30 protein-coding genes and 1 tRNA gene are annotated in these 26,847 nt (G+C 65.7%); 15 read left to right on the forward strand and 16 right to left on the reverse strand.

Annotated features, from left to right (window positions below; translation table 11 throughout):
- Nucleotides 1–3 precede the first annotated feature (3 nt).
- From mscL to CXY83_RS06065, 3 genes are all read right to left on the reverse strand, one after another.
- A complete protein-coding gene (gene mscL / locus CXY83_RS06055; protein ID WP_233200635.1) occupies nt 4–489 on the reverse strand; it encodes a large conductance mechanosensitive channel protein MscL in 486 nt (161 codons plus the stop codon).
- Nucleotides 490–493: 4 nt separating this feature from the next.
- Nucleotides 494–856: an FmdB family zinc ribbon protein gene (locus tag CXY83_RS06060; protein WP_104196481.1), complete on the reverse strand. Its 363-nt coding sequence runs from the start codon at nt 854–856 to the stop codon at nt 494–496.
- Between the two features lie 106 nt (nt 857–962).
- Nucleotides 963–1,541, reverse strand: a complete 579-nt coding sequence (locus tag CXY83_RS06065) for a 5-formyltetrahydrofolate cyclo-ligase (RefSeq protein ID WP_104196482.1) — start codon at nt 1,539–1,541, stop codon at nt 963–965.
- Between the two features lie 34 nt (nt 1,542–1,575).
- Between CXY83_RS06065 and galU the strand changes: the two genes are divergently transcribed.
- The 4 genes from galU (at nt 1,576) to CXY83_RS06085 (ending at nt 4,367) form a co-directional block, all read left to right on the forward strand.
- The gene (gene galU, locus CXY83_RS06070) at nt 1,576–2,469 is read left to right on the forward strand and encodes a UTP--glucose-1-phosphate uridylyltransferase GalU (RefSeq protein WP_104196483.1); all 894 of its coding nucleotides are present in this window, start codon (nt 1,576–1,578) and stop codon (nt 2,467–2,469) included.
- A 50-nt stretch (nt 2,470–2,519) separates the two neighbouring features.
- Complete coding sequence (locus CXY83_RS06075; protein WP_104196484.1) at nt 2,520–3,179, forward strand: GNAT family N-acetyltransferase; 660 nt, start codon at nt 2,520–2,522, stop codon at nt 3,177–3,179.
- A gap of 105 nt (nt 3,180–3,284) precedes the next feature.
- Complete coding sequence (locus CXY83_RS06080; RefSeq protein WP_104196485.1) at nt 3,285–4,226, forward strand: hypothetical protein; 942 nt, start codon at nt 3,285–3,287, stop codon at nt 4,224–4,226.
- Between the two features lie 65 nt (nt 4,227–4,291).
- Nucleotides 4,292–4,367, forward strand: a tRNA-Ala gene (locus tag CXY83_RS06085).
- Nucleotides 4,368–4,424: 57 nt separating this feature from the next.
- Here CXY83_RS06085 and CXY83_RS06090 read toward each other — a convergent pair.
- Nucleotides 4,425–5,264 (reverse strand): IclR family transcriptional regulator, encoded by an 840-nt coding sequence (locus tag CXY83_RS06090; RefSeq protein ID WP_104196486.1) that lies wholly within the window; start codon nt 5,262–5,264, stop codon nt 4,425–4,427.
- A gap of 168 nt (nt 5,265–5,432) precedes the next feature.
- Between CXY83_RS06090 and CXY83_RS06095 the strand changes: the two genes are divergently transcribed.
- Together CXY83_RS06095 and CXY83_RS06100 are read left to right on the forward strand one after the other, a co-directional pair.
- Nucleotides 5,433–6,149 (forward strand): CoA transferase subunit A, encoded by a 717-nt coding sequence (locus CXY83_RS06095; protein WP_104196487.1) that lies wholly within the window; start codon nt 5,433–5,435, stop codon nt 6,147–6,149.
- A 14-nt stretch (nt 6,150–6,163) separates the two neighbouring features.
- A complete protein-coding gene (locus CXY83_RS06100; RefSeq protein WP_104196488.1) occupies nt 6,164–6,811 on the forward strand; it encodes a CoA transferase subunit B in 648 nt (215 codons plus the stop codon).
- Between the two features lie 56 nt (nt 6,812–6,867).
- On the opposite strand, the gene CXY83_RS06105 is transcribed toward CXY83_RS06100, so the two are convergent.
- Both CXY83_RS06105 and CXY83_RS06110 read right to left on the reverse strand, forming a co-directional pair.
- Nucleotides 6,868–7,083, reverse strand: coding sequence for a hypothetical protein (locus CXY83_RS06105; RefSeq protein WP_104196489.1), 216 nt, complete (start codon nt 7,081–7,083; stop codon nt 6,868–6,870).
- Nucleotides 7,064–8,044 carry a serine protease gene (locus tag CXY83_RS06110; protein ID WP_104196490.1) on the reverse strand — a complete coding sequence of 327 codons (981 nt, stop codon included), beginning with the start codon at nt 8,042–8,044 and terminating at the stop codon, nt 7,064–7,066. Before CXY83_RS06110 ends, CXY83_RS06105 begins: the two co-directional genes overlap by 20 nt.
- Before the next feature lie 164 nt (nt 8,045–8,208).
- Between CXY83_RS06110 and CXY83_RS06115 the strand changes: the two genes are divergently transcribed.
- Nucleotides 8,209–9,672: a cell wall metabolism sensor histidine kinase WalK gene (locus CXY83_RS06115; protein ID WP_158251850.1), complete on the forward strand. Its 1,464-nt coding sequence runs from the start codon at nt 8,209–8,211 to the stop codon at nt 9,670–9,672.
- Complete coding sequence (locus tag CXY83_RS06120) at nt 9,669–10,325, forward strand: response regulator transcription factor (RefSeq protein WP_104196492.1); 657 nt, start codon at nt 9,669–9,671, stop codon at nt 10,323–10,325. The genes CXY83_RS06115 and CXY83_RS06120 overlap by 4 nt, the downstream gene beginning before the upstream one ends.
- Nucleotides 10,326–10,354: 29 nt before the next feature.
- Here the strand turns inward: CXY83_RS06120 and CXY83_RS06125 are convergent, their stop codons facing one another.
- Both CXY83_RS06125 and CXY83_RS06130 read right to left on the reverse strand, forming a co-directional pair.
- Nucleotides 10,355–10,876 carry a hypothetical protein gene (locus CXY83_RS06125; RefSeq protein ID WP_104196493.1) on the reverse strand — a complete coding sequence of 174 codons (522 nt, stop codon included), beginning with the start codon at nt 10,874–10,876 and terminating at the stop codon, nt 10,355–10,357.
- A gap of 130 nt (nt 10,877–11,006) precedes the next feature.
- Nucleotides 11,007–11,474 (reverse strand): hypothetical protein, encoded by a 468-nt coding sequence (locus CXY83_RS06130; protein ID WP_146069872.1) that lies wholly within the window; start codon nt 11,472–11,474, stop codon nt 11,007–11,009.
- A 265-nt stretch (nt 11,475–11,739) separates the two neighbouring features.
- Between CXY83_RS06130 and CXY83_RS17820 the strand changes: the two genes are divergently transcribed.
- The 6 genes from CXY83_RS17820 to CXY83_RS06160 all read left to right on the forward strand — a co-directional run bounded on the left by CXY83_RS17820 (nt 11,740) and on the right by CXY83_RS06160 (nt 17,952).
- Nucleotides 11,740–11,994 (forward strand): 5-oxoproline transporter, DUF979 family subunit, encoded by a 255-nt coding sequence (locus tag CXY83_RS17820; protein WP_199184910.1) that lies wholly within the window; start codon nt 11,740–11,742, stop codon nt 11,992–11,994.
- Between the two features lie 106 nt (nt 11,995–12,100).
- A complete protein-coding gene (locus CXY83_RS06140; RefSeq protein ID WP_104196495.1) occupies nt 12,101–13,174 on the forward strand; it encodes a DUF2891 family protein in 1,074 nt (357 codons plus the stop codon).
- Between the two features lie 5 nt (nt 13,175–13,179).
- Complete coding sequence (locus CXY83_RS06145; RefSeq protein WP_104196496.1) at nt 13,180–13,938, forward strand: LamB/YcsF family protein; 759 nt, start codon at nt 13,180–13,182, stop codon at nt 13,936–13,938.
- 3 nt (nt 13,939–13,941) lie between these two features.
- A complete protein-coding gene (locus CXY83_RS06150; protein WP_104196497.1) occupies nt 13,942–15,507 on the forward strand; it encodes a 5-oxoprolinase/urea amidolyase family protein in 1,566 nt (521 codons plus the stop codon).
- A 3-nt stretch (nt 15,508–15,510) separates the two neighbouring features.
- Entirely contained in the window at nt 15,511–17,241 is a 1,731-nt protein-coding gene (locus tag CXY83_RS06155; RefSeq protein WP_104196498.1) for a biotin carboxylase N-terminal domain-containing protein, read from the forward strand.
- Between the two features lie 30 nt (nt 17,242–17,271).
- Nucleotides 17,272–17,952, forward strand: a complete 681-nt coding sequence (locus CXY83_RS06160) for a GntR family transcriptional regulator (RefSeq protein ID WP_104196499.1) — start codon at nt 17,272–17,274, stop codon at nt 17,950–17,952.
- A gap of 7 nt (nt 17,953–17,959) precedes the next feature.
- On the opposite strand, the gene CXY83_RS06165 is transcribed toward CXY83_RS06160, so the two are convergent.
- From CXY83_RS06165 to CXY83_RS18340, 5 genes are all read right to left on the reverse strand, one after another.
- Nucleotides 17,960–18,757 carry a putative hydro-lyase gene (locus CXY83_RS06165; RefSeq protein ID WP_104196500.1) on the reverse strand — a complete coding sequence of 266 codons (798 nt, stop codon included), beginning with the start codon at nt 18,755–18,757 and terminating at the stop codon, nt 17,960–17,962.
- The gene (locus CXY83_RS06170) at nt 18,748–19,968 is read right to left on the reverse strand and encodes an NRAMP family divalent metal transporter (RefSeq protein ID WP_233200636.1); all 1,221 of its coding nucleotides are present in this window, start codon (nt 19,966–19,968) and stop codon (nt 18,748–18,750) included. The genes CXY83_RS06165 and CXY83_RS06170 overlap by 10 nt, the downstream gene beginning before the upstream one ends.
- A 389-nt stretch (nt 19,969–20,357) precedes the next feature.
- Nucleotides 20,358–21,581 carry an acyl-CoA dehydrogenase family protein gene (locus CXY83_RS06175; protein WP_104196501.1) on the reverse strand — a complete coding sequence of 408 codons (1,224 nt, stop codon included), beginning with the start codon at nt 21,579–21,581 and terminating at the stop codon, nt 20,358–20,360.
- 135 nt (nt 21,582–21,716) lie between these two features.
- Nucleotides 21,717–22,586 (reverse strand): metal-dependent hydrolase, encoded by an 870-nt coding sequence (locus CXY83_RS06180; protein ID WP_104196502.1) that lies wholly within the window; start codon nt 22,584–22,586, stop codon nt 21,717–21,719.
- An 85-nt stretch (nt 22,587–22,671) separates the two neighbouring features.
- Complete coding sequence (locus CXY83_RS18340) at nt 22,672–22,794, reverse strand: hypothetical protein (protein ID WP_255408738.1); 123 nt, start codon at nt 22,792–22,794, stop codon at nt 22,672–22,674.
- A 190-nt stretch (nt 22,795–22,984) separates the two neighbouring features.
- Between CXY83_RS18340 and CXY83_RS06185 the strand changes: the two genes are divergently transcribed.
- Nucleotides 22,985–23,230 carry a hypothetical protein gene (locus CXY83_RS06185; protein ID WP_104196503.1) on the forward strand — a complete coding sequence of 82 codons (246 nt, stop codon included), beginning with the start codon at nt 22,985–22,987 and terminating at the stop codon, nt 23,228–23,230.
- Nucleotides 23,231–23,276: 46 nt separating this feature from the next.
- Here CXY83_RS06185 and CXY83_RS06190 read toward each other — a convergent pair whose 3' ends face one another.
- From CXY83_RS06190 to CXY83_RS06200, 3 genes are read right to left on the reverse strand one after another with little or no spacing between them, the layout of a single operon-like run.
- The gene (locus CXY83_RS06190; protein WP_104196504.1) at nt 23,277–24,623 is read right to left on the reverse strand and encodes a threonine/serine exporter ThrE family protein; all 1,347 of its coding nucleotides are present in this window, start codon (nt 24,621–24,623) and stop codon (nt 23,277–23,279) included.
- Entirely contained in the window at nt 24,620–25,834 is a 1,215-nt protein-coding gene (locus tag CXY83_RS06195; protein ID WP_199184907.1) for an acyl-CoA dehydrogenase family protein, read from the reverse strand. Before CXY83_RS06195 ends, CXY83_RS06190 begins: the two co-directional genes overlap by 4 nt.
- Nucleotides 25,835–25,871: 37 nt before the next feature.
- A complete protein-coding gene (locus CXY83_RS06200; protein WP_104196505.1) occupies nt 25,872–26,735 on the reverse strand; it encodes a DUF4349 domain-containing protein in 864 nt (287 codons plus the stop codon).
- Between the last annotated feature and the right edge of the window lie 112 nt (nt 26,736–26,847).

Below are 26,847 nucleotides of genomic sequence, written 5' to 3' on the forward strand. Positions count from 1 at the left end.
CTGCTAGTGCTTGGGACCCTGGTCGGCTGCAGCGTTCTTGGCCAGCAGGTCGCGGATCTCCGTGAGCAGATCGAGTTCGGTCGTGGGATCCACGACGGCGGCCGCCGGGATACCAGCGCTGCGACGGCGATCCTGCGACTCCTTGAACTTGTTCAGCGGCAAGACGAAGACGAAGTAGACCACAGCAGCGATGAGTGCGAAGTTGATGACGGCTGCAATGACCGCACCGAGCAAGATGGTGGGCGGTTTCTCGCCGGACCCCAACGCAATCGGTAGCGCTTTGGCCAATGTTTCAGCGTTGAACATGGCGGCGATCAGCGGATTGAAGATGTTGACCACGATGGCCGTGACAACGGCGGTGAACGCCGTGCCGATGACGACGGCGACCGCGAGGTCGATGACGTTGCCGCGCATGATGAATTCTTTGAAACCGTTGATCACGGGGTGCTCCAAACGGATGACTCGGGTGACCGTCTTTGCCAGCGCCATCTATCTAAGACGCCTTCGCGGTCGGAACTGAGGATGACGACGACGGCGACGAGCTGTCTTTCTTCGCCGGCGTACTGTCGGACTTCTTTTCGGATTTGCTCTCAGCAGGCTTGCTTGACGTCGAGTCGGTCTTGTCGGCAGACTTTTCGGTTGGCTTGCGGTCGAGATTCGGGTTGGACTGCTTCGAATCCGACTTGGAGTCGTTGCTGTAGAAACCGGAGCCACTGAAGGTCACGCCGATCGAAGAGAACACCTTGCGCAGCTTTCCCTGGCAGGTCGGGCACACCGTGAGCGAGTGGTCGGTGAAGGCCTGCTGGATATCGAAAGCGGTGTCGCACGCGGTGCAACGGTAAGAGTAGGTAGGCACTGCATCTCCAGCTGGTTGGGCCAGCAGGCAAACGCCTGCCAAGACTAAGGTTATGCGCGCATGGGCCCCCGCAGGTTCAGAACCGGGGTCACGGGCGGTGAAACGATTAGAAAGCGATGATTCGGGTCGGAGTTATGAGGCCGTTCACAGGCTGGTCGTGCACCTCGCGGGGAACTTCGTCGAGGTATTCGCTGTCGAAGACCATGGCGTACACCGGCGGGCATTTCTCCATCGAGCCGAGGGTTTTGTCGAAGTAGCCGCGACCCCAGCCCATGCGCAATCCCGATTCGTCCACGGCTGCCGCTGGAACAATGATGAGGTCGACGTCATTGATGGCGATTGGCCCGAGCAGGGTTCCCACAGCCTCCGGTACGCCGGAAATTCCGGTGAATTCCTCGTCGCCGTCGCCGACGGTCCAATCGAGCAGGCCGTCTTCGCGCGAAATCGGAAACAGGATACGGATGCCCTCTGCCGTGGCCCAGTTGAGAAAAGGTCGGGTATCCGGTTCGTTGCGGGCTGACAGATAGCAGGAGATCGACCGCGCGGACAGGTCGAGAACGAGGCTTTGCAGATTTTCCGTGAAACCGGCCGTGGCGAAGTCGCGCTCCGAGGATGTCAGGTTCTGACGGCGTTCGCGTAATTCCGCTCTGAGCGCACGCTTTCGATGAGCTATGTCGGAGTACATATAAGGCATCCTACTTGCCACTAACCTAGTGCCCATGGGTACCCCGATAACTAAAGCCGTCATTCCCGCAGCTGGACTGGGAACACGTTTCCTGCCAGCGACCAAGGCCATGCCGAAAGAGATGTTGCCCGTCGTTGATAAACCGGCTATTCAATACGTCGTCGAAGAAGCTGTTGCGGCTGGGCTCAGCGACGTGCTGATGGTTACCGGGCGCAACAAGAACGCCCTGGAGAACCATTTCGATCGAATGACCGAGCTGGAAGCGCTGCTGGAACGCAAAGGGGACCAGACCAGGCTGGCCAAGGTGCGTGAATCCAACGAGCTTGCCGACATCCACTATGTGCGGCAGGGCGACCCGCGCGGACTCGGCCACGCCGTGCTGCGCTCGCGCATGCACGTGGGAAACGAGCCGTTCGCGGTGCTGCTCGGTGACGACATCATCGACTCCCGCGACCCGCTGCTGACCCGCATGCTCGCAGAGCAGGTCAAGCGTGGCGCCAGCATCGTTGCCCTGCTCGAGGTCGACCCCGCGCAGATTCATATGTATGGAGCAGCTGCGGTCGAAGCGACCGATGACCCCGATGTCGTGCGCATCACCGGCCTCGTCGAGAAGCCCAGCCGCGAAGACGCCCCCTCCAACCTCGCCATCATCGGCCGTTACGTGTTGCGGCCCGAAGTTTTCGATATTCTGGAACACACAGCGCCCGGCAAGGGCAACGAGATTCAGCTGACCGACGCCCTGCAGGAGATGGCCGTCAACCCGGAGTCCACCGGCGGCGTGTACGGCCTCATCTTTCGTGGGCGTCGATACGACACCGGCGACCGGCTTGACTACATCAAGGCGATCGTGCAGCTCGCCGTCGATCGTGAAGATCTCGGTGCCGACCTCAAGCCCTGGCTGCGCGAATTCGTCGCCGCACTCGACTAACGATCTTCCCCGCTCCACCCAGCTTCCAACCCACGACAGACAGGCAAACCGTGCCGATCGCAATCCCGACCCTCCGCGAGGGGGCAGTCACTCTGCGTCCCATCCGATTGCGCGATTCGCGCGCTCTCGAGGGCGAACTGCTGGCGAACCGCTCGTGGTTGCGCAAGTGGGAGGCCACCAACCCCTACGCGCCGATGTCTTTCGACACGCGCGCGAGCATCCGCAGCCTGTTGACGCATTCGCGGTCGGGCAACGGCCTGCCGTTCATCGTGGAACAAAACGGTGAACTGGCCGGTCAACTCAACGTGTCGTCGATCACCTGGGGATCGCTGTCGTCGGCCACGATCGGCTACTGGGTGAGTGAAAAGTTTGCCGGCCAGTCGGTCACCCCCACGGCCGTGGCGCTCGCGACCGACTACTGCTTCTACGAGCTCGGCCTACACCGAATAGAAATTTGCATCCGCCCCGAGAACAAGGCCAGCCTGCGCGTCGTCGAAAAGCTGGGCTTTCGGTATGAGGGCCTGCGCCGACGATATATCCACATCAACGGTGATTGGCGCGACCATTTCTGCTTCGGCCTGATCGCCGAGGAACTCAGCCAGGGCGTCATGCGCCGCTGGCAGGATGGCCTGGTGCCTGAGGCTGCCGCGAGCGTCACCGCGGCAGATTTGGAGTCGGCCGCGCATCCGGTAACCGTCATCACCCGATGACGGTTACGAACCACCCTGTTCGGGGGCGGAATCAGTGTATTAACTTGGGTGACACACCGAGAGTAATCCTCGTCGGATGTGCCCGCGCCTCTTACCGTTGTCAACATGAGTAGTGAGGCATTGGGTGGCGGGGTCATGGTGGCGGTGGCTGCTGTGCTCTGGGTTGCCTACTTGATGCCCACCTGGTCGCGCCGCAAGCAGTTCCAGGCAACCGAACGAAACGCGGTGCGATTGCAGCAGACACTGCGCATTCTGGCCGAAACCGCCGAGGTTCCGCAGCAAGTGCGGCTTGAAGCGAACGCCCGCACCGTTGCCGAGCAGCAACGGGTTCTGGCGAGGGCCGAGCAATCGGAGCGGGCGGAAGCGCAGGCGAAGGCGGATGCCGCCAGCGACGTTCGCCGCGCCGCCGCCGCTGTGGCCGCCGCGGCCGCGCCGCGCCTCCCAGAGTCGCCGGTGAAGAAACTTCGGCGTCTTCGTCGCTTTCGTCGCGTGGTCTCGCTCATTCTGCTGACCGGTTTCGTGCTGGCGATGTCGGGGATCGTTCCCGCTCTGGCCGGTTCATTCTCCGCACTGGTTGGCGGCGGAGTCGTCATGATCGCCGCGTTCGGCATTCTCGAAAGACTGGCCACGGTCGCCCGTTCGGCGCGCATCGTTCGAGTCGAAGCCCCGGTGGCGCTGTCCGTGCCGATCCGGCAAACCTTCGAGCCCGTCCAACTGGAAAAGACTCCGGTCGCCGCTGCCACCTGGACGCCGCAACCCGTGCCGCGAGCGCTGCACCTCTCGCGCGGCTCCATCGCGCAGACGGCGATGGCATCCGTTGAAGCGGCCAACCAGCTGCGCCGGGCAGCCGCTGAAGCGGAGGTTGCCCGTCGTGCCGCCGCGCTCGCGGAGGAGGCCAACCGGGTGGTCACGCCGATCGCGCGGCCGGTCGTCGCGGCGACTGCTGCTGCGGTGCCCAACCGATTCGCGTCGATGGGTATTGTCGGCGAGACAATCCCAGGCATGACCGACCTCGACGCCGTGCTGCGTCGCCGTCGCGCGGTCTAATTGCCGCCTCGCGCTCGAAGCGGCAAAACTGTCGGTCAGCCCGTGATATTCTTCAAAGGCAGTTTGGGGCTATGGCGCAGTTGGTAGCGCGTCTCGTTCGCAATGAGAAGGTCAGGAGTTCGAATCTCCTTAGCTCCACCACACTGGTGCAAAAGTCCCGGCCTCGGCCGGGACTTTTCTCATTCCCCGCGCAGGCCGCTAGGCGATCGGTGGGCGTTGCAGGGTCTGGGTGATGCGGCTGGCTTCGTCGAGGAGCAGCTGGCCGAGGATTCTCTGCCGCTCGGGCTTGAACCGTGGCTCGATGCCGGTGAGCGAGAGCGCCCAGCCGGGGCGGCCGCTGCGATCGAAGATCGCGGCGCCCATGCCCCAGCTGCCCTCCAGAATGAGTCCGGGATTCACCGCGTAGCCGGTTTCCCGGGTGCGTTCGAGGTTGGCGCGGATGCTGGCGGGGGAGTGCTGGCCGCCCCAGCGAGCGGCGAATGTCTCGGTGTCGTCGAGGAGGGCATCCACTTCAGCCGCGGGTAGGTAGGCCAAAATGGCCAGTCCAGCAGATGCGATCCCCAGCGGAAAGCGCACACCCTCGTGCAGCACAAAGGAGCGGATGGGAAAGCTGCCCTCTTCACGGAGCAGGCACACGGTTTCGGCGCCGCGCCGGATCGAGAGGAACGCGCTCTCCCCGGTCTCCTCGGCCAGGCGCACGAGGCTCGGCCGGGCAAGCTCTTCGATCGGGTAGCGGGCGGCAGCAATGGTTCCCATGACGAAGACTTCGGGGCCATAGTGCCAGGTGTGCCGCACCGTATCGTGGTCGAGCAGGCCCTCGGCGGCCAGCGACGTGAGCAGCCGGTGCACGGTAGGCCGGGTCAGGCCGGAGTCGCGCACGATCTCGGCCAGGGGAGTGCCGAAGGGATTTCGACCGACCAGGCGCAGCAGCAGGGCGATGCGGCCGACGACCTGTGCGCCCTGCACCGGCTGCGCCAGCGCTAATGGTGTGCCGCCGCGTGCCGTCTGCGCCTCACGTGTGGGTGGCTGAGCGACCATATCTATGCCTCTGTCCATAATGTGGATGATTTGCAGCCTACTGTTCACGGAGTGGAGTCGCAAGATGATGCTGATTGACAGGGTCTATCGGCTCTGAATACCATGACGTAAAGAGGTGGTGTCCACGGCGTGGACAGCACGCTCGACACCGCTCAAGGAGGAGACAGTATGTCCAAGGTTCAGGCCAGCGCGAGCAGTGCGCTGCACGACGTTCTGCGCGATGGGATGGTTCTCGCGGTCGGCGGTTTCGGGCTCAGCGGAATCCCGGCCGATCTCATCGACGCGGTGCGGGCATCCGGTGTGAAAGATCTCACGGTCGTGTCGAACAATATGGGCGTCGACGGCAAGGGCCTGGGCGTGTTGCTCGAGGCCGGGCAGGTGCGCAAGGTCATCGCCTCGTATGTGGGCGAGAACAAGCTGTTCGCCGAACAGTTTCTGGCCGGCGTGCTCGAGGTTGAATTCAGCCCCCAGGGCACGCTCGCCGAGCGGTTGCGGGCCGGGGGCGCTGGTATCCCCGCCTTTTATACCAAGACGGGCGTCGGCACGCTGATCGCCGAGGGCAAGCCGCTCGCCGACTTCGATGGGGAAACCTACCTTCAAGAACGCGGCATCGTCGCCGACGTTGCGCTGGTCAAGGCCTGGCGTGCCGACACTCTCGGCAATCTCGAGTACCGGTTCACTGCCCGCAACTTCAACCCGGTAGTCGCCACCGCCGGTATCGTGACCATCGCTGAGGCCGAGGTGATCGTGGAGCCCGGCGATATCGATCCGAACCACGTCATCACCCCCGGTGTCTACGTGCAGCGCCTCATCCAGGCCTCAGCCCGGGTCAAAGACATCGAACAGCGCACCGTGCGCAGCCGCCCCGTGCTGGCTAGCTTGTAGTTGAGGAGAAAACCATGGCTTGGACCAGAGATGAAATGGCCGCGATCGCGGCGCAGGAACTCAGTGACGGCGACTACGTGAACCTCGGCATCGGCATCCCGACGCTCGTGGCCAACAATCTGCCTGAGGGCATTCACGTGACGCTGCAGAGCGAGAACGGACTGCTCGGCATGGGGCCGTTCCCGTGGGAGGGCGAGGAAGACGCCGACCTCATCAATGCCGGCAAACAGACCGTCACGATGCTGCCGGGGGCGGCGATCTTTGACTCGGCCACCTCGTTCGGCATGATCCGCGGCGGTCACGTGAAGGTTGCGATCCTCGGCGCCATGCAGGTTTCGGGGCTTGGCGACCTCGCCAACTGGACCATTCCCGGTAAAATGGTCAAGGGCATGGGCGGCGCGATGGACCTCGTGGCGGGCAGTCCGCGCGTAGTGGTGCTGACCGAACACGTCGCGAAAGATGGGACGCCAAAAATCGTCACCGAGTGCACCCTGCCACTGACTGGCGTGCGTGTTGTCGATCGCATCATCAGCGACACGGCCGTCTTCGACGTGACGCCGACCGGCCTGGTCTTGCGCCAACGTGCCCCCGGCGTGAGCCTGCAGGACATCGAAGATACCACCGAGGCCGCATTCACGGTCGGGGAAACTGCTCTGGTCTAGTCGTCAGATCAATCACTGAAAGCCCCGTCCACGTCGCGGATGGGGCTTTCAGTGATTCAGGATTTTGTCGGCGGGGTATCCACGTCGTCCGCGCGCTCGGCCTCCGGCACGGCGGTTGCGTCGTCGAGCTCGCGCGACCCGTCGGGGTTCAGACGGAGTATGCGCGGCCGGGCCGCTCGCATCTGTTCCTCAGTCCAGTCAGCGGCATCGGAATCGAGGCGCCGCCGGGCAACCGGGTTCGCGTCGCTCGGGTCACGCGGATGCGGCGACATAGGTGTTCTCGATGACCGACCCCCAGTAGGGCCCGAACATGGTGTCCGCGATGTTGTTGTAGCCGAAGCTGTTGACCGAGTTCTGCAGGCCAGTGGAACCGCTGCCGATCATCCACGGGCCGCCCGACGATCCGCCGGTCATGTTGCAAGGGATGCCCTGCGACTGGCTCTGGCCGTAGGGGTCAGGGGTGGCAGTGCCATAGCAGGACTGCAGGGTCTCACCGTCGAACGGCGCGGCTGCTGGATAACCGTAGGCGGTGTACGTGAGGCCACGGCTCTGGTTGAACGTGACGCCCGACGCGCCGACGGTGTCGCTCAATGACATGCCGGTGAGTGAGGACACGACGGCGAAGCCGGTGTCATAGCTGATGTCACCGCTGTTAGTCCACTGGGTAGGAGCGTACAGCTCGGTGGCATTCCACTGGCCGAACGGTGCCGAGCCGTTTTCATAGGCCGGCACGAAGGTGAGCCGTGACGCGAAAGCGCCGGGGCCTTCGTTGACGCAGTGCCCCGCGGTGACGACCGTGTTCTCATTTACAGCCGAGACGGAGTTGCCGGAACAGACGTAGTCGGTGCCGCCGAGGGTGAAGAAGACTTTGCCGATGTGGGAGACGGGCGAGATTCGGGAGGCCGTCGGCGACTGCTCGGGGTCGGCCTCCTGCGGGGCTACCAGAGAGGTCGCCCCGGCAGCGACAGTGCCGATCGCCCCGGCCACAATGTTGTCCTGCACCAGGACCTCCCCCGGAATGGCACCCTGCATGCGCTCCGGTGTCCAGTAGTCACCGCCCTGCTGCGTTTGTGGGACGACCCAGCGGTCGACATCCGCCGAGGAAGACGTAATAACGGCCCCCGGCACACTGGCGGTGGAGGCTGCGCCGGTCGACAAGAACCCGCCAGCACCGACTAACGTGCCGATCAAAAGCGCCGAGAGGGCGCCGGCCTTCACTTTGCTACGCATCATGTGCTTCACTCCAGTTATCAATCACATCCAGCTAACGAATTAACCGCCAGAAACAATACAGTATTTGGCAGTGATCTCGTTGTCCACCCTTTATGGGTGCAGCTTTCCTGGGGTGCATTTCGTTCGAATGGTCGACCGACCGCGGCACCCGCCATACTGAGTGCATGTCGGACCGGATCGGTGTGCGCGCGCGGCGACGAAGCCCCGCGTTGTCGGTGCGCGTGCGCATTCTGGCCGCGATTCTGCTCGTGACCGCGGCCGGACTGGCGATCGCCGGAACGACCGCCTACGTGGTGCAGCGAGAACGCACATTGATCGAGATCGACGCGGTGCTCACCGACACCGTTGACGACGCGCGTATCGTCGCCGCAGATTCGGCAGCCGTCGATGTGCGCGGTGCGCTGCGTGCCGTCATCGCCGGAGTGCGTCCGGCTACCAACGAAAGCACCCTCGCCGTCATCGACGGGGTGGCGGCGCTGGAACCGCGTGCCGTCGATTTTCGGCTGGCCGACGACGTGCTCGTTGCGCGCAGCGTGGTTGAAACGGCCACGGGCGAGGTCGTGCTCGGCACCGTCACGGCGTCGGGCCGGCTGCTGCGTTACGTCTTCGTGCCGGTCTCCGTCGATGGCGATCCGGCGCGGGGCACGTTCATTGCCGCTTTTGATGTCAATGCCGAACTGCGGCCGGTATCCGATGCGTCCCGCACCTATCTATTCGTGGGCCTCGCGACCCTGATGGTCGTCGGGCTGGTCGGCTGGGTCGTGGCCGGGCGCCTGCTGCGCCCGATCCGTGGCCTGCGCGAAGCCACCGCGCGCATCACCGCGTCGGATGTGAGCGAACGTATCCCCGTCGTTGGCCACGACGACGTGTCGGCGTTGACCTCGACCGTGAATGAGATGCTCGACCGCTTGCAGGGAGCGCTCACCGGGCAGCGCCAGCTGCTTGACGATGTCGGTCACGAGTTGAAGACGCCGATCACCATCGTGCGCGGGCATCTCGAGCTGATGAATTCCAGTAGCGCGGCCGATGTCGCGGCCACCCGCGACCTCGCGATCGACGAACTCGACCGCATGGGCGGCCTCGTACGCGATATCTCCGCTCTGGCACAGGTCGAACGGTCGGCGCTCGCCCAACGCTACCCCGCCGATATTGCCGCGCTGGTCGAACGGGTGCGCCAGAACGCGGGCGCGCTCTCAGCGCACAGCTGGGTCACCACGGCGACGGCCGACGTGGTCGTGGCCGTCGACGCCGCCAAGCTGACGCAGGCGCTGCTGCAACTGGCCGCCAACGCGGTCACCCACGGCGCGCCGACCGGAGCGATCGAGCTCGGCAGCGCCCTCACACTGGATGCCGCCGGTCGGCCGCGCCTGCAGCTCTGGGTGAGCGATCACGGCCCGGGCGTCAGTGACGAACTGCTGCCGCGCATCTTCGACCGGTTTCAGCGAGGAACTCGCGGACGTGGGCCGGCCGGCTCCGGCCTCGGCCTGGCCATCGTCGCGGCCATCGCCGAGGCGCACGGCGGGACTGTTTTAATCTCCCCGACCCCCGGCGGCGGCGCTACGTTCACCATTGACCTCCCCGCCGACTCGGCGCCTGCGACACCCGAACTGAAGGACATCCGCTTGTGAGCCGCATTCTGATCGCCGAAGACGAAGACCGCATCGCCAGTTTTATCGAGAAGGGACTCGTCGCCGCCGGGTTCTCCACCGTGGTGGTGCGCACCGGAACGGATGCCCTCGACTACGCCATCACCGGCGGGTTCGACCTGCTGATTCTGGACATCGGGCTGCCTGGACTCGACGGCTACGAGGTGCTACGACAGCTGCGGGCCGACGGGTCGGAGCTGCCGGTGGTCGTGCTGACCGCTCGCGACTCCGCCGAAGACACCCTTGCGAGCCTCGAGGGCGGCGCCAACGACTACATGTCGAAACCGTTTCGGTTTGACGAACTGCTGGCCCGGGTGCGCCTGCGCATGGCGGAAGCCCCGCGCGAGACGAGCACCGTACTCAGCGTCGCCGGGCTGCAGCTCGACCTGCGGACCCGACGGGCGACACTGGGGGACCGGCAGGTTGATCTCTCGGCCCGAGAGTTCGCGCTCGCCGAAGAATTTCTGCGCCACGCCGACCAGGTGCTGAGCCGGGAACAGTTGCTCAGCCGGGTCTGGGGCTACGATTTCGACCCCGGGTCGAACATCGTCGACGTTTATGTGGGGTACCTGCGCGCCAAGTTCGGTGCGGAGCACATTGAAACGGTACGCGGAATGGGCTACCGACTCACCTGAGGCGACAGCCCATTCCGCGGCTGAGCGGGTTACTCGTGATCGCTGCCGTGGCCCGAGTCGTCGCCGCTGTCCTCGTGGCCCGAGTCGTCACTTTCGGAATTGCTGTTGTCGCTGTGGTCATCGTGTCCGGAATCACTGCCGCTACCTGAGTTGCTGGAGTCGTCGACCGTGACCGCGTTGCCTGTGACCGCGTTGCCGGAGCCGGAGTTGCTGTCGACTCGGCCGTCACTGTCATCGGGGGCGACGGTCACGTCGTCGGCGCCGTGGCCGGAACCGATGCGGCCGTCACTGTCGTCCGGGGCGTCGTTCACATCGTTACTGATCGCATCATCGAACTGATCGTCGATTCCGTTGCCGCTGCCGACGCGCCCGTCACTGTCGTCGGGGGCATCGGGAGTACCGGTAGCGACTGGGCTGCTGCTCGACGTGCTGGTCGGAGCAACGACGTTCGGGGCGGTGTTCGCCTGGGCGGCGATGACGCCGACCGACATCAACCCGGCGAGGCCGAGGGTTGCGAGGGTGATGGTGTGCTTCTTCGTCATCTGAAACATGGGGTGGCCTTTCGTCTGCGCCTGGTAGGCGGAGGGTTGATGTCGTGGTGTCGATCTCCACAGGATCAATCAACCGCACGCCGATAAGACCGGCACGAGAAGTGCATGAGAGCGCTCTCATGCACAGGGATCAGCCGCTTTTGCGGCCCGAACCGGAGCTTCCACCGGAATCGTCAACGCCGATATCATCATCGTGATCGGGGTTGTCACCGCCATGATCGTCCACGACGACGGGATCCTGAGCGGGAACGACTTCGGGGGCGGCGCTGGGGACGGCCGGTTCGGTGCCCGTCGAGTCGGTACCGGTCGGGTCGGTACCGGTCGGGTCGTTGTCAGTGGGGTCGGTGCCGGTGGGGTCGGTGCTCGTTGGTTCGGTGCTCGTCGGTTCAGCGCTCGGCGTTGAATCCGGTGTTGCCGCCCCAGTGGATGCCCCGCTCGGCTGCACGGACACGGCCGGAACGCCGATGGATCGCCCCGGCTGCTCGGCGATGGCGAGCGAATCGGCCAGAACCGACGCCAGTGCTACGAGCAGAACCGCCCCCACCCCCGCGCCGGCGATCCAGAGCAGCGGTCGAGTCCAGATACTGCGAGCGTTCATGAGGCCTCCCATCGACAATCCATTCCTTAGTGTGGCGTCCGCAGCTAAGCCCGGACCAAGGCAATCGTGAGAATTCTCTTAGATTTGACGCGATCGAGCGATTGGGGGCCGTAGAAGTTACGGCCCAAGCTTGTAGGATTGTTCAACAATTCAATAGTCTCTGCAAAACGCTGATCGGGCATCCGCTCAAAAATGGCGAGCGATACCCCCGGTGATCACATGTTTGTTTGGCGCACCCGGGTACGCGGGCGCTACTGGGAGAAATATGCGCGTACTGATTGGTGTGTTCCTGGTCAGCGCGGGCATGTTCCTGTTCACGGCGCTGATGGGCAATGCCTTCGCGGCATTCCCGATCATGACCGCCGCGATCGGCTCGCTCGTACTCGTGCAGATCTTCGCCGGCAACCCGGCCGCCGTCTGCGCCATTGGCATGCTTTCCGGTTTCTGCGGCACCCAGGTCACACCCCTGGCGGCCAACTTCAACCTCGTTCCCTCCGCCCTGCTGGAAATGAAGGATTAGTACGGTGTGATCAAGGCCCAGGTCGGCACCGGCGTGCCCATGCTCGGCGTCAACGTTGCCCTGATGTACTTTCTCGCTTCTCAACCGCACAACGAAGTGGAGCACCATGCCCGACGCACCAACCGTTCTCGACGCATCCGCGCTACTGGGTGGGCTGGCGCCGACGTACGCCGACATCGTTCTCGACAATCTGGCCAGGCCGTATCCGCATTCGGCCCACCACACGACGCATTCAGCGGATGACCGACCAACGCCCGAGCAGATTCACCCGGCCTTCTACACCTCCTTCGACTGGCATTCCTGCGTGCACATGCACGCCTTGGGCGTGATGCTGCTCGAGCACGGCCTGGACAGCGAGCGGGACGCCGCCCTCCGTCAGGCGATCGGCGCCAACCTCACGGCCGGGAAGCTGCGCGTCGAGGGCGCGTATCTGCTCGCCGACCCCAGCTGGGAACGACCATACGGCTGGGCCTGGCTGGTCCGGCTCGCGGCCACCTGCGCGGCGTCGACCGACGCCGAGATTCGTGGGTGGGCATCCGCTCTCGATCCGATTGTCGACATCGTGGCCGAACTGTTCATGGCCTGGGTGGAAAAAGCCGAATGGCCGGTGCGTCACGGTCTGCACACCAACTCGGCGTTCGGGCTCGGCCTGATGCTCGACGCTTTTCGAACCCTCGACCGCGCCGACGCTGCTCTAGCCTGCGAAACCGCGTCCCTCACCTGGTTCCACGCGGATGCCGACTGGCCCGGTGACTGGGAAATGAGCGGCCAGGACTTTCTCTCCGCCGGGCTGAGCGAGGCCGACCTGCTGCGCCGAGTACTTGCGCCCGAGCAATTCGCAGCCTGGTTCGCATCGTTCCTGCCCCGCCTGACGGCCGATTCGCGCATCGTGCGCCCGTTTCGGGTCACCGATGAGACCGACGGATATCTCGTGCACCTGCACGGGCTGAACCTCTCCCGCGCCGGACAGGTGACGCGCATTCTCGCTGCCCTGGGCCAGACGCCGGAGTCGGCACCGGCGGTGGCGGCCCTGGACGCCGCCAGGGACCCCCTGCTTCGGGCCGGACTCGCGGCCGTCGTGGCGCCGGAGTTCATGTCCTCGCACTGGCTTGCAACCTTCGCCTGGGATGCGCTGTTATCGGCATCCGCTCTAACAAACCCGACCGATACGGCAGCATAGAACCTATGGCAACCATCGATTTGAACAGCGACGTCGGAGAGTCCTTCGGCAACTGGACCTTCGGCGACGACGGCGCCATCATCGCCTCGGTCACGAGCGTCAACGTGGCCGGAGGGTTCCACGCCGGCGATCCAACGACTATTCGCGCGACCTGCGCCGCGGCCGCCGCTGCCGGCGTCACGGTGGGCGCACACCCCGGTTACCGCGATCTGGCCGGCTTCGGCCGCCGTTTCATCGAGATGGATGCAGCCGAACTCAGCAACGATGTGATCTACCAGATCGGCGCCGTGCAGGCCCTCGCGCGCGCCGCCGGTACCGCGGTGCGTTACGTGAAACCGCACGGCGCCCTCTACAACACCATCGCTCACCACCCGGTGCAGGCGCAGGCCGTGGTCGACGCCGTACTCGCCGTCGACCCGACGCTGCCGCTGATGGTGCTGCCCAACAGCGAGATCGAACGCCTCGCCCGGGCCGCCGGCCTGCGCACCGTGTCCGAGGCCTTCGCCGACCGCGCCTACAACCCCGATGGCAGTCTCGTGTCGCGCACGCTGCCGGGAGCCGTGCTGCACTCGGTCGAGGCGGTGACCGCACAGGTCATCCGCCTCGCCCTCGACGGCACTGTGGTGGCCATCGACGGCTCGGTCATCGCTGTGCCGGCGACGAGTATCTGCCTGCACGGCGACACCCCTGACGCGGTGCGCCTCGCTGCGGCGGTGCGTTCCGCGCTGCTGGGTGCCGGCGTTTCGATCGCTAGTTTCGTGTAGCGGATGCCTACCCATATTCGATCCATCCGTCCGGTCGGCGACCGGGCCGTGCTTGTGCAGCTCGGCAGCCTCAGCGAGGTGCTCGGGCTATACGAAGCACTGCGCGAGTATCCGCTGCCCGGCCAGGTGGACCTCGTCGCCGCCGCCGAAACCGTGCTGGTGACGGCCGACTCGGCGGCATCCGCTCGCGGCTTTGCGCAGCTGCTGCGCGCGATCGAACCGTACACGGTCGCCAGCGCTCACGAGGGCCTCGTGACCATCGACGTCATCTACGACGGGGACGATCTCGACGAGGTCGGCGAACTCACCGGCCTCGGCCCAGACGGCGTGATCGCGGCGCACACCGGGCAGCTGTGGACCGCCGCGTTCGGCGGTTTCGCCCCCGGCTTCGCGTACCTCGTCGGCGACGACCGCCTGCGGGTCTCCCGACGCAGTACTCCGCGGGGGGCCGTGCCGGCCGGTTCGGTGGCGCTCGCCGACGCCTACTCGGCGGTCTATCCGCGGGTCACTCCCGGTGGCTGGCAGCTGATCGGTCGCACCGATGCTGCCCTGTGGAACCTCGACCGCGACCAGCCGGCCCTCATCCAACCCGGCAGTCGGGTACAGTTTCGCGCTGTGCGTGAGTTTGTGCGCGCCGCGCCGACGGCCATCGGGACCGACATCGTCGACCTCCCGGCCGACCTCGTCGTCGTACAACCCGGGCCGCAGACCACCGTGCAGGATCTCGGCCGCCCGGGCCTCGCCCACCTTGGCGTGGCCGGTGCCGGCGCCCTCGACCGCGGAGCGTTGCGCCGCGCCAACCGGCTGGTCGGTAACCTCGCCTCCGCCGCCGTACTCGAAAACGCCCTCGGCGGCCTCGTGCTCGACGCGCGCACCGAGCAGGTTCTCGCGGTAGCAGGGGCATCGGTTCTCATCACGATCGACAGAACGGATGCCGCCCCCCGCGTCGTGCCCACCGACGCGCCGTTCGCGCTGCACGTCGGCGAACGGCTGACCCTCGACGCCCCCGTGTCGGGCGTGCGCAGCTATATCGCCGTACGCGGCGGCTTCGACCTGCCGCTCGTGCTCGGCAGCCGCTCGAGTGACTCGATGTCGGGAATCGGGCCGGGGCCGCTTCTGGCCGGCACCGTACTGCGCGTGCTGCCGGCTCCGCCAACGAGCGTGGTCGGTGCCGCTGAACCCGCGGTCGACCCGCCGGCCGCAGTGACCGTGCTGCGCTACATTCCCGGCCCCCGCGCCGACTGGTTCAGCGCCGACACGCTCGCTGATTTCGACCGCACCGACTGGGCCGTCACCGCGCAGTCCAACCGCATCGGCCTGCGTCTCGACGGGCGAGCCCTCGAACGCGCGCGCGGCGGCGAACTGCCGAGCGAGGGCACTGTCTCCGGCGCCATCCAGCTGCCCGCCTCGGGCCTTCCGGTGTTGTTCCTCGCCGACCACCCGGTCACCGGCGGCTACCCGGTACTCGGCGTGGTGCTGCATACCGACCTGGACAAGGCGGCTCAACTCGGCACCGGCGCACGCATCCGCTTTCTCGCCATCACTTCTGAAACCCTGAACGAAAGCTGAACCGTGCACAAAGTACTCATCGCCAACCGCGGGGAAATCGCCGTGCGCATCATTCGTGGCTGCTCGGACGCCGGGCTCGACTCGGTGGCTGTCTACGCCGATGTCGACGCCGACGCTCTCCACGTTGGCCTGGCCACGGAGGCCTACGCGTTGGGCGGCAACAGCCCGGCTGACACCTATCTCAACGTGCCGAAACTGCTGGCCATCGCCCGCCGGGCCGGCGCTGACGCGGTGCACCCCGGCTATGGCTTTCTCTCCGAGAATGCCGACTTCGCCCAGGCCGTGCAGGACGCCGGCCTGACCTGGATCGGTCCGAGCCCGGAAAGCATCCGAATGCTCGGCAACAAGGTGTCGGCCCGCGAGATCGCCGTGCGTGTTGGCGCTCCGCTCGTGCCCGGCTCGAACGGTACCGTCGACAGCGCAGCCCAGGTACGCGCCTTCGCCGAGGAACACGGGCTTCCGGTAGCCATCAAAGCGGCGTTCGGCGGCGGAGGCCGCGGCATGAAGGTGGTCTGGGAACTCGACGCCATCGAGGAATCGTTCGACTCGGCAGTGCGCGAGAGCGTTGCCGCCTTCGGCCGCGACGAATGCTACGTCGAGCGCTTTCTGCACAAGCCCCGGCACGTCGAAGCCCAGATTCTGGCCGACGGGAACGGCAACGTGATCGTCGTCGGCACCCGCGACTGCTCCCTGCAACGCCGCAACCAGAAACTCGTCGAGGAGGCACCGGCCCCTTTTCTTACCGCAGACCAGCGCGATCTCATCTACACCTCGGCGAAGGCGATCTGCCGGGAGGCCGGGTATGTCGGCGCCGGCACCGTGGAGTACCTGTTGGCCGACGACGGCAGCCTCTCCTTTCTCGAGGTCAACACCCGCCTGCAGGTCGAGCATCCGATCACCGAGGAGACCTCCGGCGTCGACCTCGTGCTCGCCCAGCTGGCCATCGCCGCCGGAGACGGGCTGCCGGTGTCGGAGGATCCGGTGTCGCGTGGCCACTCGTTTGAATTTCGCATCAACGCCGAAGACCCTGGCCGCGGATTTCTGCCCTCACCCGGGACCGTGACCACGTTCACCGTGCCGACCGGGCCGGGAATCCGGGTGGATACCGGCATCCGTTCCGGGGATGCCGTCGCCCCGCAATTCGATTCTCTGCTCGCCAAGCTCATCGTCACCGGCGCTGACCGGCCGCAGGCCCTGCGACGTGCCCGCCGCGCGCTCGCCGAGTTTGAGATCGTGGGCCTCCCCACCGTGCTCGGGTTCCACCGGGCGGTCGTTGACCTTCCCTCGTTCACCGGGCCCGACCGGCTTGGCGTGTACACCAGTTGGATCGAAACAGAGTTCGCCGAGCAGCTCGTCGCTGACTCCTCACTCATCCCGGCCGTTCCGGCGGTCAGCCGCCGAACCATCACGATCGAACTCGACGGGCGACGGGTGGCCCTGGGCCTGCCAGAGAACCTGTTCGGCGGCCTCGCGCAGGGCGGCGCTGCTGCCGTAGTGGCGTCGATCCCGAAAGCCGACCCGGCCGAACTGCGCTCCACCATGAGCGGCACCGTCGTAAAGTGGCTCGTCGAGGCCGGCGCAACGGTGGTCGAAGGCGAGGCGCTGCTCGTGCTCGAGGCCATGAAGATGGAATCGACGGTCGTCGCGCACCGCTCCGGAACGCTCGTCGGACTCCTCGTGGCGGAAGGCGACGCCGTGCCCGTGAACGCCATCGTCGCGGGGATCGAAGCCTGACCCGCACCGGAGAATGGATACGCTGTGCCTATGACCCTCGACGAGATCCTGCCCGACCTGCGTCGCCAGAGCGTCGACGCGCGCCACACCGAAACCGGCCTGTGGGCGGCGTCGATGCTGCGTGAGCGCATCTCGGCCGGTCAGCTCGCACCCGGTGCCAAGCTGTCGGAGGAGCCGCTCTGCGAGGTGCTCGGCGTCTCCCGCAACACCCTGCGCGAGGCGTTCGCCACCCTCGCCCGCGAGCACGTCGTCACCCGCATCCCCAATCGTGGTGTCTTCGTCACCCGTCCGACCGCCGACGACATCCGGGAGATCTACCGGGTGCGGCGCTTTCTGGAATCGGCGGCCCTCACCTGGTCGACCAGCCCGACAACGGATGCCCTCCACGCCGCGATCGCGCGCGCCCGGGCCGCCCGAGATAACGGTTCTGTGCCGGGCATGGCGAGCGCCAATCAGGACTTTCATGCGGGCGTCGTCGCGCTGACTGGAAGTGACCGTCTCAGTGCGCAGATGACGCAGGTGCTCGCCGAGATGCGGCTGGTGTTCCACTCGATGGTGGCCAATCCGCTCTTTCACGCGCCCTACATCGACGACAACGCCGTCATTCTCGACAGGTTCGAGGCCGGGGACCGCCAGGCGGCGGCCGCGCTCATGGTCGACTACCTGCGCCGTGCGGAGGAGCAGCTGCTCGAGGCGCATTCCCGCGCGTAGCGGCGCGCTACGGCACCAGATAATCGGCGTCGCGGGCGTCCGTGACGAGCATGTGGCCGGGGGCGTGGCCGATCGCCAGCGGCGGTCGGGACTCCATCACGGCCGCTTGCGGGGTGACTCCGCAGGCCCAGAACACGGGCACGAAGCCGTCGGCCACCGTCACCGCGTCTCCGAAATCGGGGCTGGCGAGGTCACGGATGCCGAGCTCGGCTGGATCCCCGATGTGGACGGGGGCGCCGTGGACGGCGGGGTAGCGGGCGGTGATGCGCGCGGCATCCGCTACCCGGTCAGCATGGATCGGCCGCATCGACACGACGAGGGGTCCCACCATGTTACCCGCGGATGCGCAGCGCCGGTTCGTGCGGTACATCGGCACGTTTCGGCCCTGCTCGATGTGCGCGATCGGAATGTGCGCGCGCTGCAGCGCCGCCTCGAAGGTGAAGCTGCAGCCGACGATGAACGTCACCAGGTCGTCGCGCCACCAGGCCGAGAGGTCGGTCGGCTCGTCGACGAGTTCACCGTTTTGGTAAACCGTGTAGCGGCCGACGTCGGTGCGAATGTCGCCGCCGACCAGCAGTGGGCCGGTCGTCTGCCCGGCTTCGAGCACGCCGAGAATCGGGCACGGCTTGGGATTGCGTTCGGCGAACAGCAGAACGTCGAAGGCCTGCTCTTGGGGCACGATGATGAGGTTGGCCTGGGTGAAGCCACTCGACCAGCCCGCCGTCGGCGTGGCGAGGCCCTCGCGAAACAGTGCGCGGGCCTCGGCGGGGGTGACGTTTGCCCGGTCGAAGGTCGTTACGTCCACAGCTGCACGAGGCCGCCGAGCGACCGGTAGCCGAGGTACAGGGTCAGCAGCCAGGCGGCGACTCCACTGACGAGCAGCCACTGGGGATAGACGTAGCCGCCGAGCAGGTCGCGGCGGCGCCACGCCACCCAGAGGATGACCGCGAAGCCGACCGGAAGGATCAGCCCGTTCACCGCGCCGGCCATGATGAGCAGGGTGGCCGGGGCCTGGCCGAGGAGGGTGAAGACCGTGGCCGATACGGCGATGAACACGCAGGTGGCGATGCTGCGCACCCGCGGCGAGGTCCTGGCGGTCGTGACGAACGAAATCGACGTATAGGCGGCACCGATCACCGAGGTGATCGAGGCGGCCCAGAGGATCACACCGAACAGCTTGAGACCGATGTTGCCGGCCGCTGACTGGAATGCTTCGGCGGCGAGGTTATCGCTCGTGAGCGCTACGCCGCCGGCGACGACTCCGAGAATCGCCAGGAACAACAGCACCCGAATGACGCCGGTGATGATGATACCGAGGATCGAACTCCTGGTGATCTCGCCCACATTGTCAGGGCCGGAAACACCGGCGTCGATCATGCGGTGCGCCCCGGCATAGGTGATGTACCCGCCGATAGTGCCGCCGATGAGGGTCGTGATGATGAGAAAGTCGATGTTGTCGGGGATAACGGTGTTTCGGAGTGCCTCACCGAGCGGTGGCTTCGACACGATGGCCACGTAGCCGATGAGCAGGATCATGACGGCCCCGAGCACGATCACGATCTTGTCGAGGGCCACGCCGGCGCGCTTGCTCAGGAAGATGGCGATGGCGACGGCGGCCGACACGAGCCCGCCGATCTTCGGGTCGATGCCGAACAGAACGTTGAGGCCGAGGCCGGTTCCGGCGATGTTGCCCACGTTGAAGACGAGACCGCCGATGCAGATGAGGGCGGCGAGAAACCAGCCGGCACCCGGAAGCACGGTGTTGGCGAGTTCCTGGGCGCGCCTGCCGCTTACCCCGATCACCCGCCACACGTTCAGCTGCACGGCGATGTCCACCAGGATCGACACCAGGATAGCGAACGCGAAGGCGGCGCCGAGCTGCACCGTGAAGGTGGTGGTCTGCACGATGAATCCGGGGCCGACCGCGCTGGTGGCCATGAGAAACATCGCCCCGAGCAGCGCCCCACGGTGTTTGTTCTTGAGCTTTTTAGGTTTGCGTGTGGTGGTCGTGGCCATGGGCGCTGCTCACTTCTTTGGGATACGAGTCAGCACCGACGGTCACTGATTGTCAGAAAGCCTATGATTGTTCAACAATCCGCGCAACTTTTCTGCACGAAAAGGCTTGTTCTCGGACGAATCGCTCCGGAAGAGTGCATGGGGGCAGGTGTGCCCGCCATCCCCGGAGCATAACTCCTGCAATTTTCCAGACCCTGTGCAGACTTCCGCGTGAATTCGCAGTGCAATTCTGACGAGCGTGCAAATTGCAGGAGTTATGCTCACCGCGTGACCCTGCCCGCGTGACCCTGCCCGCGTGACCCTGCCCGCGTGACCCTGCCCGCGTGACCCTGTCCGCCACGACTGGCGAGAAAGTTACGGTTCGGCGAGCGGATGGCCGAGCTCGAGCATTATTGGAACGCGGAGATACCCGTGATGGCGCGGCCGACGACGAGGGTGTTGATTTCGTAGCTGCCCTCGTAGGTGTAGAGCGCTTCGGCGTCGGCGAAGACGCGGGCCATGCCCCAGGAGGTGGAGATTCCGTTGCCGCCGAGCACCGAGCGGCCAAGCGCCACGGATTCCCGCATGCGAGCGCTGGCGGAGGCCTTGGCCATCGCGGCGTGTTCGGGCCGCAGCGTGCCGGCCTGCTGTAGCTGGGCGATGCGCACCATCGTGCCGAGCGAGGTCGTCGCGTTCTCCAGAATGCGCACGAGTTTTTCCTGCACGAGCTGGAACGACGCGATCGGCTTGCCGAACTGCTGGCGTTCCAGGGCGTAACGCAGCGCATAGTCGTAGGTCGCGAACTGCAGTCCGACGGTCTGCCAGCCCACCCAGACCCGGGAATTGGTGAGCAGCCGGTTGGTGTCGCGAAAGCTGGTGGCTCCCGGCAGGCGGTCACGTTCGGCGACCACGACGTGGTCCAGGGTGATCGTGGCGTTCTGCACGATGCGCAGTGCGATCTTGTTTTCGATCTTTTCGGCCGTGAACCCGTCCAGGGCCGAGCTGACGATAAAACCCTTGATCTGGTCGTCGGCGGTGTCGCGCGCCCAGACCAGCACGTTGGCAGCGAAGGTTCCGCTGCCGATCCAGCGTTTGACGCCGTTCAGGGTCCACGAGTCGCCAAACCGGGTCGCAGTCGTTTCCATATTGCGGGAGACGTCGGAGCCGTGCTCCGGTTCGGTGAGCGCGAACGCACCGATCTTGCGCAGGGAGATGGCGTCGTCCAGGTATCGTTCGCGCTGGTCGTCGGTGCCCAGCTGGGCGATGGCCGCTGCGAACAAGCCGCTGTGCACACCGACGAAGGTGGAGATCGAAGCATCCACTCGCGAGAGCTCGAGGGTCATGAAGCCGTGCAGCAGAAAGTTGTTGCCGCGCGCGCAGAGTTCAACCAAGTTCAGGGCGGTGAGCACGGGGATGATCTCGAACGGGAAAGTCGCGTTGTTCCAATGCTCTGCCACGACCGGGCGCACGTCACGCTCGAAGACCGCTCGGGCCTCGGCCACGAGCTGCCGCTCCTCGGGGGTGAGTAGATCTTCGTAGGAGAAGAAGTCGTTCGTGGAACCGGTGAAGAACTCGGGGGTGGTCGCATCCGCTGCGGCGCTGCCGACCTCGGGGCTGTCAATGACGGTGCTCATGGCGGGTCCTCTCTGACCTGGTACCCCTGAATTCTGCGCCGATGGGAGGAATTGCGCAATCTCTCGCTTGAACACCATGCATAGTGCTACTCCTCAGGCGCTGATGGCCCCTCACATTGCCCCGAATGCGCGAAGCTAGCGCGTGGCGGACGTGTTCATGGTGAGTATGTCGGTGCCATCCAGGTCGTGCAGGGTGAGAGTCACGGTCACGGCGCCAAGCGTGCCGAGCGAGGTCACGTGGGTGCCGCCGCACGGGATGCGCACGCTCGCGTCGGGCAGCTCGCAGACCCAATAGCGGCGATCGGTCAAAAGATAACCGTCGCGGTCGATGCGCACCTCGGCCTTTGTTCCCACCCACCCGGCGAGGGTCGCGTTGACGGTCGCTTCAACCGAGGCAAGCGCCTCGGCGAGACCGTCGACCGAGAATCCCTTCTTGCGCACAGACTTGCCGAGGCGGTAGGTGTCGACGGAGGCGTTCGGCCCGATCAACGACTCGTCGATGGCGAGCCCGTCGAAGTCGGGGGCGCCGAGGGCGTCGGTGCGTACCTCCTTCTTCCAGCGGCCAGCGAGGGCGTCGTTGAGGGCGAGCGAAGCCAGGTGGCAACTGGTGTGCCCGGCGCTCGTGGCATCGCGCAGGCCTTCGTCCACCTCGACGGTGACGGTGTCGCCGGCGTTCAATCCGGTCGCGTCGACCACGTGCACCACGACGAAGGCCCAACCGGGTGTTCCCTTAGCCACCGGAATGTCGTCGCCGATGTAGAGTGCCGATCCGTCGGTGGCTCCCACGATGCAGTCCTCGACCGGCCAGAAGGCCGCGCCGTGGTGCAGCAGCGCCAGATCGGGCCCCTGGTCGGGCCAGCCCGCATCGACCGGATGCACGCAGGTCGCGTCGAGCAGCACGGCGACGCGTCCGTCGCTGAGCGGCTCGGAATGCAACACTGTCGCCTGCGTATCGATGGCGCCGCTCGGGTAGAGCACGCGGGTGTCTTCGGTGGGCAGGGTCATGACTGCTCCTGTTCAAGCGGATGCGGACAGAGCAGAAAGAGGGTGCCGCCACGACCGTGGCGGCACCCCATGCGCTGGTTGAAACCTAGCTCTTGCGGGCCCGGGAAGCGGTCTCTTCAGACTTCGCCTTCTTGTCGGCCCTCTTTTCCTTGAGGGACTTGTCGGCAACCTTCTTGGTCGCATCCTTTTTCGGTGATTTATCAGCCATTGTGTACTCCTTCGCGCCGAGCCGTGGGGCCCTGTCACCTTGAGAATACGCGGATTTGCCGCAAACGTCATCTCACCGTGCGAGCGTCGCGTGAGAACCGGTCAACTCGGCCGAAGCCCTGTGCACCCACTGCCGGTGTGTCGTATGCTGACGCTCTACGAAACCCTCACCTCGTTGAAAGGTCACCGTCATGAGCCATAGCGCCACCTACCGGGCAGTACTCTTTGGACCGAACCCGATCGCCGCCGGAACAGAGGTGGAGCTGGAATATATCGACGGGCAATACCGGGACGTGATCGTGCTCGAAGAGATCGAGGACACCGAAACGATCACCCGCACCTACAAGCGCGGGCGCGAAACCGATGAGCCCATCCCGTACCGTTTCGTGGAGGAAGACGTCGCTGAAGCAGGCGGCGAAGCCGACGTTCCCAACTGATCGGCGGCGTTGCGGCATCCGCTGGGAAAGCGGATGCCGCAACGCGCTAGATGCGCTTGGTGGAGTCCCGACCGAGCCGCACCGGCAGGGCCATGAGCGGCCCGACGAAGCGGCGCTGCAGCCGGCGTGCCGGGCCCCACACGATCTGCACGATGTACTGCGACAGCAGGGCGCCGGCCGCCAGGGCCATGGCGATACCCGCCGCAGTGAGGAGCGAAAGCAGCCCGTTGATGTCGCCTTCTGAGAGCATGAGCAGACCGCGAAACAGGGTGAGTCCGGGCACCAGCGGCACGAGAGCCGTCACCATGATGACCAGCGGCGGGGTACGCACGATGCGGGCGGTGACAGCGGCCAACAGCCCGACGCCGAGGGCGCTCGCCGCCGATGAGCCAACCAGGCCGAATCCACCGGCCAAGGCCGCGACGAACAAGAATTCGGCGAGGGCGCCGAGCACGCAGACCACCCAGAACGCACGCCACGGTACCTGCACGGCGAGGGCAAACCCGATCACGATCACGATCGCTGCCACGAGCAGAACCGGCAAGACAGCGAGCGTCACGATCGGGTTCGAATCGATCTCGAGCAACAGTCCGAAGCGAGCCAGGAACAGCGCGGAACCGGAGACTCCGGTGACCAGTCCGGCCGTGATGAGCAGGGCCTCCACCATTCGGGCGGTGCCGGTGAGATAAAACCCCGACAGGGTGTCATGCACGGCGCCGAAGGTTGTCACTCCGGCCAGGAGCATGATGATGGTCGCTACGACTACGAGCGAGGGGTTCGCTGTGGGATCGATCAGCCGCACGATTGCGGCGATGATCGGGCCGATCGCGCCGCCGACGACGGTCTGATAGAACAGAGGAACCTGGCGGTGGTCGAGTACCGAGGTGATCCAGTCGATGATCCAGGTTGCCACGAACGCGGCGATGATCACGGTCGGGCCGGCGCCGATGAGCACGGCGGCGCCCGCGCCGACGAGGCTCCAGCCGACGCGGCGCCACTGCTTGGGTACCTGCGGCTTGGAGCTCACGATCGTCGCCAGAATTTTTCGGGCTTCGGCGACTTCGATCGGCTTTTCGATGATGTCCGCGATCAGCTCCGACGTCGCGGTGAGCTTGGAATAGTCGAGCGTGCGGTACTTCACATTGCGGCTGCGAATGATCGACTCGTGCGTCAACACATCTTCCTGCGTGAGCGTGATGGTTGTGTGCGTGATATTGGCGTCGGTGCCCTTGAGCCCGTACGCGCGGGTCAGCGCGATCATCGCGGCGGTCGCATCTTCGGCGCCGGCACCGGCGGTGAAGATGACCTCGGCGAGACGCATGGTGAGATCGAGCACTGCCCGGGTGTAGCCGGAGTGGTCGAGTGAGATGGCGGTGGTTTTGCTAAAACTCATGAGGTGCGCACATCGAGGGGTCCCAAAACGGATGCGGCGGCGGTCGCGTGCGCGGAGTCCGCGTCGGAGGGGTGGAAGAGACCCGCGAGCACGTCGCGGTAGAGCCGCGCGAGTTCGGAGCCTGCGTTGAAGGCGGAGCCGCCCGCGACCTGCACGGCGGTATCGACGACAAACTTGGCGTTCTGGGTGGCCCGATATTTGAGCCCGGACAGCTGGGCGAACCAGGCCGGACCGACCTGCCAGGTCTGCTCGTCGACCGCGCGAGCGAGGGCGTCGATCTGCGGGTAGATGCCGTCCATCGCGATGACGAGCTCGCCCACCCGCCAGCGTGCCACCGGATCCTGTGCGTGCGTGCGCCCATCGTTCTTGCGCGATGTACGTCGGTGCGCGCCCAGGGCTGCGAGCTCGAGCGCCCGCTGGCCGATACCGGTGTACACCGCACTGAGCAGAATTTCAAAGTTGGCGAAAATTCCGGCCACGAGCGGGTCGCCGTTCGGGCCGACCGGCAGCTTGCGCACGACCCGGTCGGGGCGTGCGCGTGCGCCCTCCAGCACAGTGCTCTGGCTCTGGCTGGCGCGCATGCCGAGGGTATCCCAGTCGTCTTTCGAGTGGATGCCGGCATCCGCTCGATCGAGAAACGCCCAGACGATCGCAGGGTCGCCCGGGTCGGAAGAATCGAGGCCCAGGGTGCCGAGCCGGGTCCAGGCCGGGGAGAGTGAGGTGAAAACCTTGGTGCCGGTGAACCGGTAGCCGCCGTCTGGCTCGGGGATGGCATCCGTTGTCGAGCCGAAGAGAACGAGGTCGTTGCCGGGTTCGCTCACGCCGAAGGCGAAGATTTCGCCGCGGCCGGCCTCCTCGAGCAGAAAATCGAGCGAGTGATCGCCCTGCGCGTAGAGGCTCGCGGCGACTCCCGTCCAGATCAGGTGCATGTTCACCCCGAGAGCGGTGGCCGGGGCATGCGCGGCGAGCTGGGTCTGCGCGCGAGCAGTCTGCTGCAGGGTTCGACCGAGTCCGCCGAACCGAATCGGCACGAGGGCACGCAGGTAACCGGCGGCGACGAGCTCCTCGAGGTCGTCGGAGAAGAACGTGTTGGCCCGGTCGTAACCGGCAGCTCGCGAACGGATGCCCGCCAGGATCTGGTCAGAGAGCAGCGGCTCGTTTTGGTCGCTTGTGGGTAGGGAAACGGGCGCTGCCGGAGGCGTTTCGAGCAGGGCTGGCGCAGGGAGAAACTCGGTCACATAGTCAAGCCTATGCAGCCTTGCGCCGGCGTGTGAACAACCGCACGATAAGCAACACAATTGCCCCAAAAATCGCCAGCACGACGAGCCAGGGCAGGGCCACTCCGAGGCCGATCAGCAGGCCGCCGAGGGCTGCGGCGAGGGCGCTCCAGCCGGCGGTGATGCCGGTCCAGAAGTTGTCGGGGCCGCCCGCGGCGACGGTACCCTCCGAGACCAGGTCGAGTTGCAGGGTCGAGTAGTCGATTTGGTCAGCGAGGAAGTCGCGCTGGGACCGCAGGCTTTCCAGCTCACCTTGCCGGCTCGACAGCGTACTTTCGATGCTGATCAGGTCTGCTGTCGTAGTGGCGGAGGCCATCAGCGCGAGCAGCCGGTCGACCGAGGTGGTGAGCGCGGTGATGCGGGCGTCGAGGTCCTGGCTTTGCTGCGTCACATCCTCGGCGGTGAGTGTCACGAAGTTGAGGGTGCCGAGCTTCTTCAGATCGGCCAGGGTGCGGTCGAGTTCGTCGGACGGAATGCGCAGGGTGAGGTGCGCGCTGGCCGGCTGGATGTCGGTGGCCGGGTTTTCGCTGCGGCTGTCCACCCGTCCGCCGGCCTGTTCGGTAAGGGTGACGGCGGTTTCGCTTGCCGCGACCGGGTCGGTGGTCGTGATCGACATGGATCCGGTGGTGATGACGTCGCGGTTCGTGGTCTTCACAGCGCCCGTGGTGCCGGTGACCAGGCTTCCGTCGCCCGCCTTGTCACCCTCAGCGGGAACAGCCCCGCTGGAGATACTTCCCGACGAATCCGTGGTCACGGAACTGCCGCTGTTTGCCGTGCACCCCGCCAGCAACACGGCCGTCAGAAGAACCGCGATGACACCCCACGTTCGTCCCATACCTCACCGTACCGAGCGTTGTGGGGGCAGTGTCTGGGGGCAGTCTGGGAGTCGGATCACAATTGGGACTCGGCGCCCAGCCCCCGAAGTATGGTCTTGGAATACGCGGTTC

Source organism: Cryobacterium sp. M15, from assembly GCF_002929675.1.
GTDB lineage: Bacteria > Actinomycetota > Actinomycetes > Actinomycetales > Microbacteriaceae > Cryobacterium > Cryobacterium lyxosi.

Excerpts from the sequence above, each read along its gene's own strand:
- mscL (WP_233200635.1), bottom strand. The coding sequence starts at position 489 with ATGGCGCTGGCAAAGACGGTCACCCGAGTCATCCGTTTGGAGCACCCC.
- CXY83_RS06065 (WP_104196482.1), bottom strand. The coding sequence starts at position 1,541 with ATGTACTCCGACATAGCTCATCGAAAGCGTGCGCTCAGAGCGGAATTA.
- galU (WP_104196483.1), top strand. The coding sequence starts at position 1,576 with ATGGGTACCCCGATAACTAAAGCCGTCATTCCCGCAGCTGGACTGGGA.
- CXY83_RS06080 (WP_104196485.1), top strand. The coding sequence starts at position 3,285 with ATGAGTAGTGAGGCATTGGGTGGCGGGGTCATGGTGGCGGTGGCTGCT.
- CXY83_RS06090 (WP_104196486.1), bottom strand. The coding sequence starts at position 5,264 with ATGGTCGCTCAGCCACCCACACGTGAGGCGCAGACGGCACGCGGCGGC.
- CXY83_RS06095 (WP_104196487.1), top strand. The coding sequence starts at position 5,433 with ATGTCCAAGGTTCAGGCCAGCGCGAGCAGTGCGCTGCACGACGTTCTG.
- CXY83_RS06100 (WP_104196488.1), top strand. The coding sequence starts at position 6,164 with ATGGCTTGGACCAGAGATGAAATGGCCGCGATCGCGGCGCAGGAACTC.
- CXY83_RS06105 (WP_104196489.1), bottom strand. The coding sequence starts at position 7,083 with ATGTCGCCGCATCCGCGTGACCCGAGCGACGCGAACCCGGTTGCCCGG.
- CXY83_RS06110 (WP_104196490.1), bottom strand. The coding sequence starts at position 8,044 with ATGATGCGTAGCAAAGTGAAGGCCGGCGCCCTCTCGGCGCTTTTGATC.
- CXY83_RS06115 (WP_158251850.1), top strand. The coding sequence starts at position 8,209 with ATGTCGGACCGGATCGGTGTGCGCGCGCGGCGACGAAGCCCCGCGTTG.
- CXY83_RS06125 (WP_104196493.1), bottom strand. The coding sequence starts at position 10,876 with ATGTTTCAGATGACGAAGAAGCACACCATCACCCTCGCAACCCTCGGC.
- CXY83_RS06130 (WP_146069872.1), bottom strand. The coding sequence starts at position 11,474 with ATGAACGCTCGCAGTATCTGGACTCGACCGCTGCTCTGGATCGCCGGC.
- CXY83_RS17820 (WP_199184910.1), top strand. The coding sequence starts at position 11,740 with ATGCGCGTACTGATTGGTGTGTTCCTGGTCAGCGCGGGCATGTTCCTG.
- CXY83_RS06140 (WP_104196495.1), top strand. The coding sequence starts at position 12,101 with ATGCCCGACGCACCAACCGTTCTCGACGCATCCGCGCTACTGGGTGGG.
- CXY83_RS06145 (WP_104196496.1), top strand. The coding sequence starts at position 13,180 with ATGGCAACCATCGATTTGAACAGCGACGTCGGAGAGTCCTTCGGCAAC.
- CXY83_RS06150 (WP_104196497.1), top strand. The coding sequence starts at position 13,942 with ATGCCTACCCATATTCGATCCATCCGTCCGGTCGGCGACCGGGCCGTG.
- CXY83_RS06160 (WP_104196499.1), top strand. The coding sequence starts at position 17,272 with ATGACCCTCGACGAGATCCTGCCCGACCTGCGTCGCCAGAGCGTCGAC.
- CXY83_RS06170 (WP_233200636.1), bottom strand. The coding sequence starts at position 19,968 with ATGGCCACGACCACCACACGCAAACCTAAAAAGCTCAAGAACAAACAC.
- CXY83_RS06175 (WP_104196501.1), bottom strand. The coding sequence starts at position 21,581 with ATGAGCACCGTCATTGACAGCCCCGAGGTCGGCAGCGCCGCAGCGGAT.
- CXY83_RS06180 (WP_104196502.1), bottom strand. The coding sequence starts at position 22,586 with ATGACCCTGCCCACCGAAGACACCCGCGTGCTCTACCCGAGCGGCGCC.
- CXY83_RS18340 (WP_255408738.1), bottom strand. The coding sequence starts at position 22,794 with ATGGCTGATAAATCACCGAAAAAGGATGCGACCAAGAAGGTTGCCGAC.
- CXY83_RS06185 (WP_104196503.1), top strand. The coding sequence starts at position 22,985 with ATGAGCCATAGCGCCACCTACCGGGCAGTACTCTTTGGACCGAACCCG.
- CXY83_RS06190 (WP_104196504.1), bottom strand. The coding sequence starts at position 24,623 with ATGAGTTTTAGCAAAACCACCGCCATCTCACTCGACCACTCCGGCTAC.
- CXY83_RS06200 (WP_104196505.1), bottom strand. The coding sequence starts at position 26,735 with ATGGGACGAACGTGGGGTGTCATCGCGGTTCTTCTGACGGCCGTGTTG.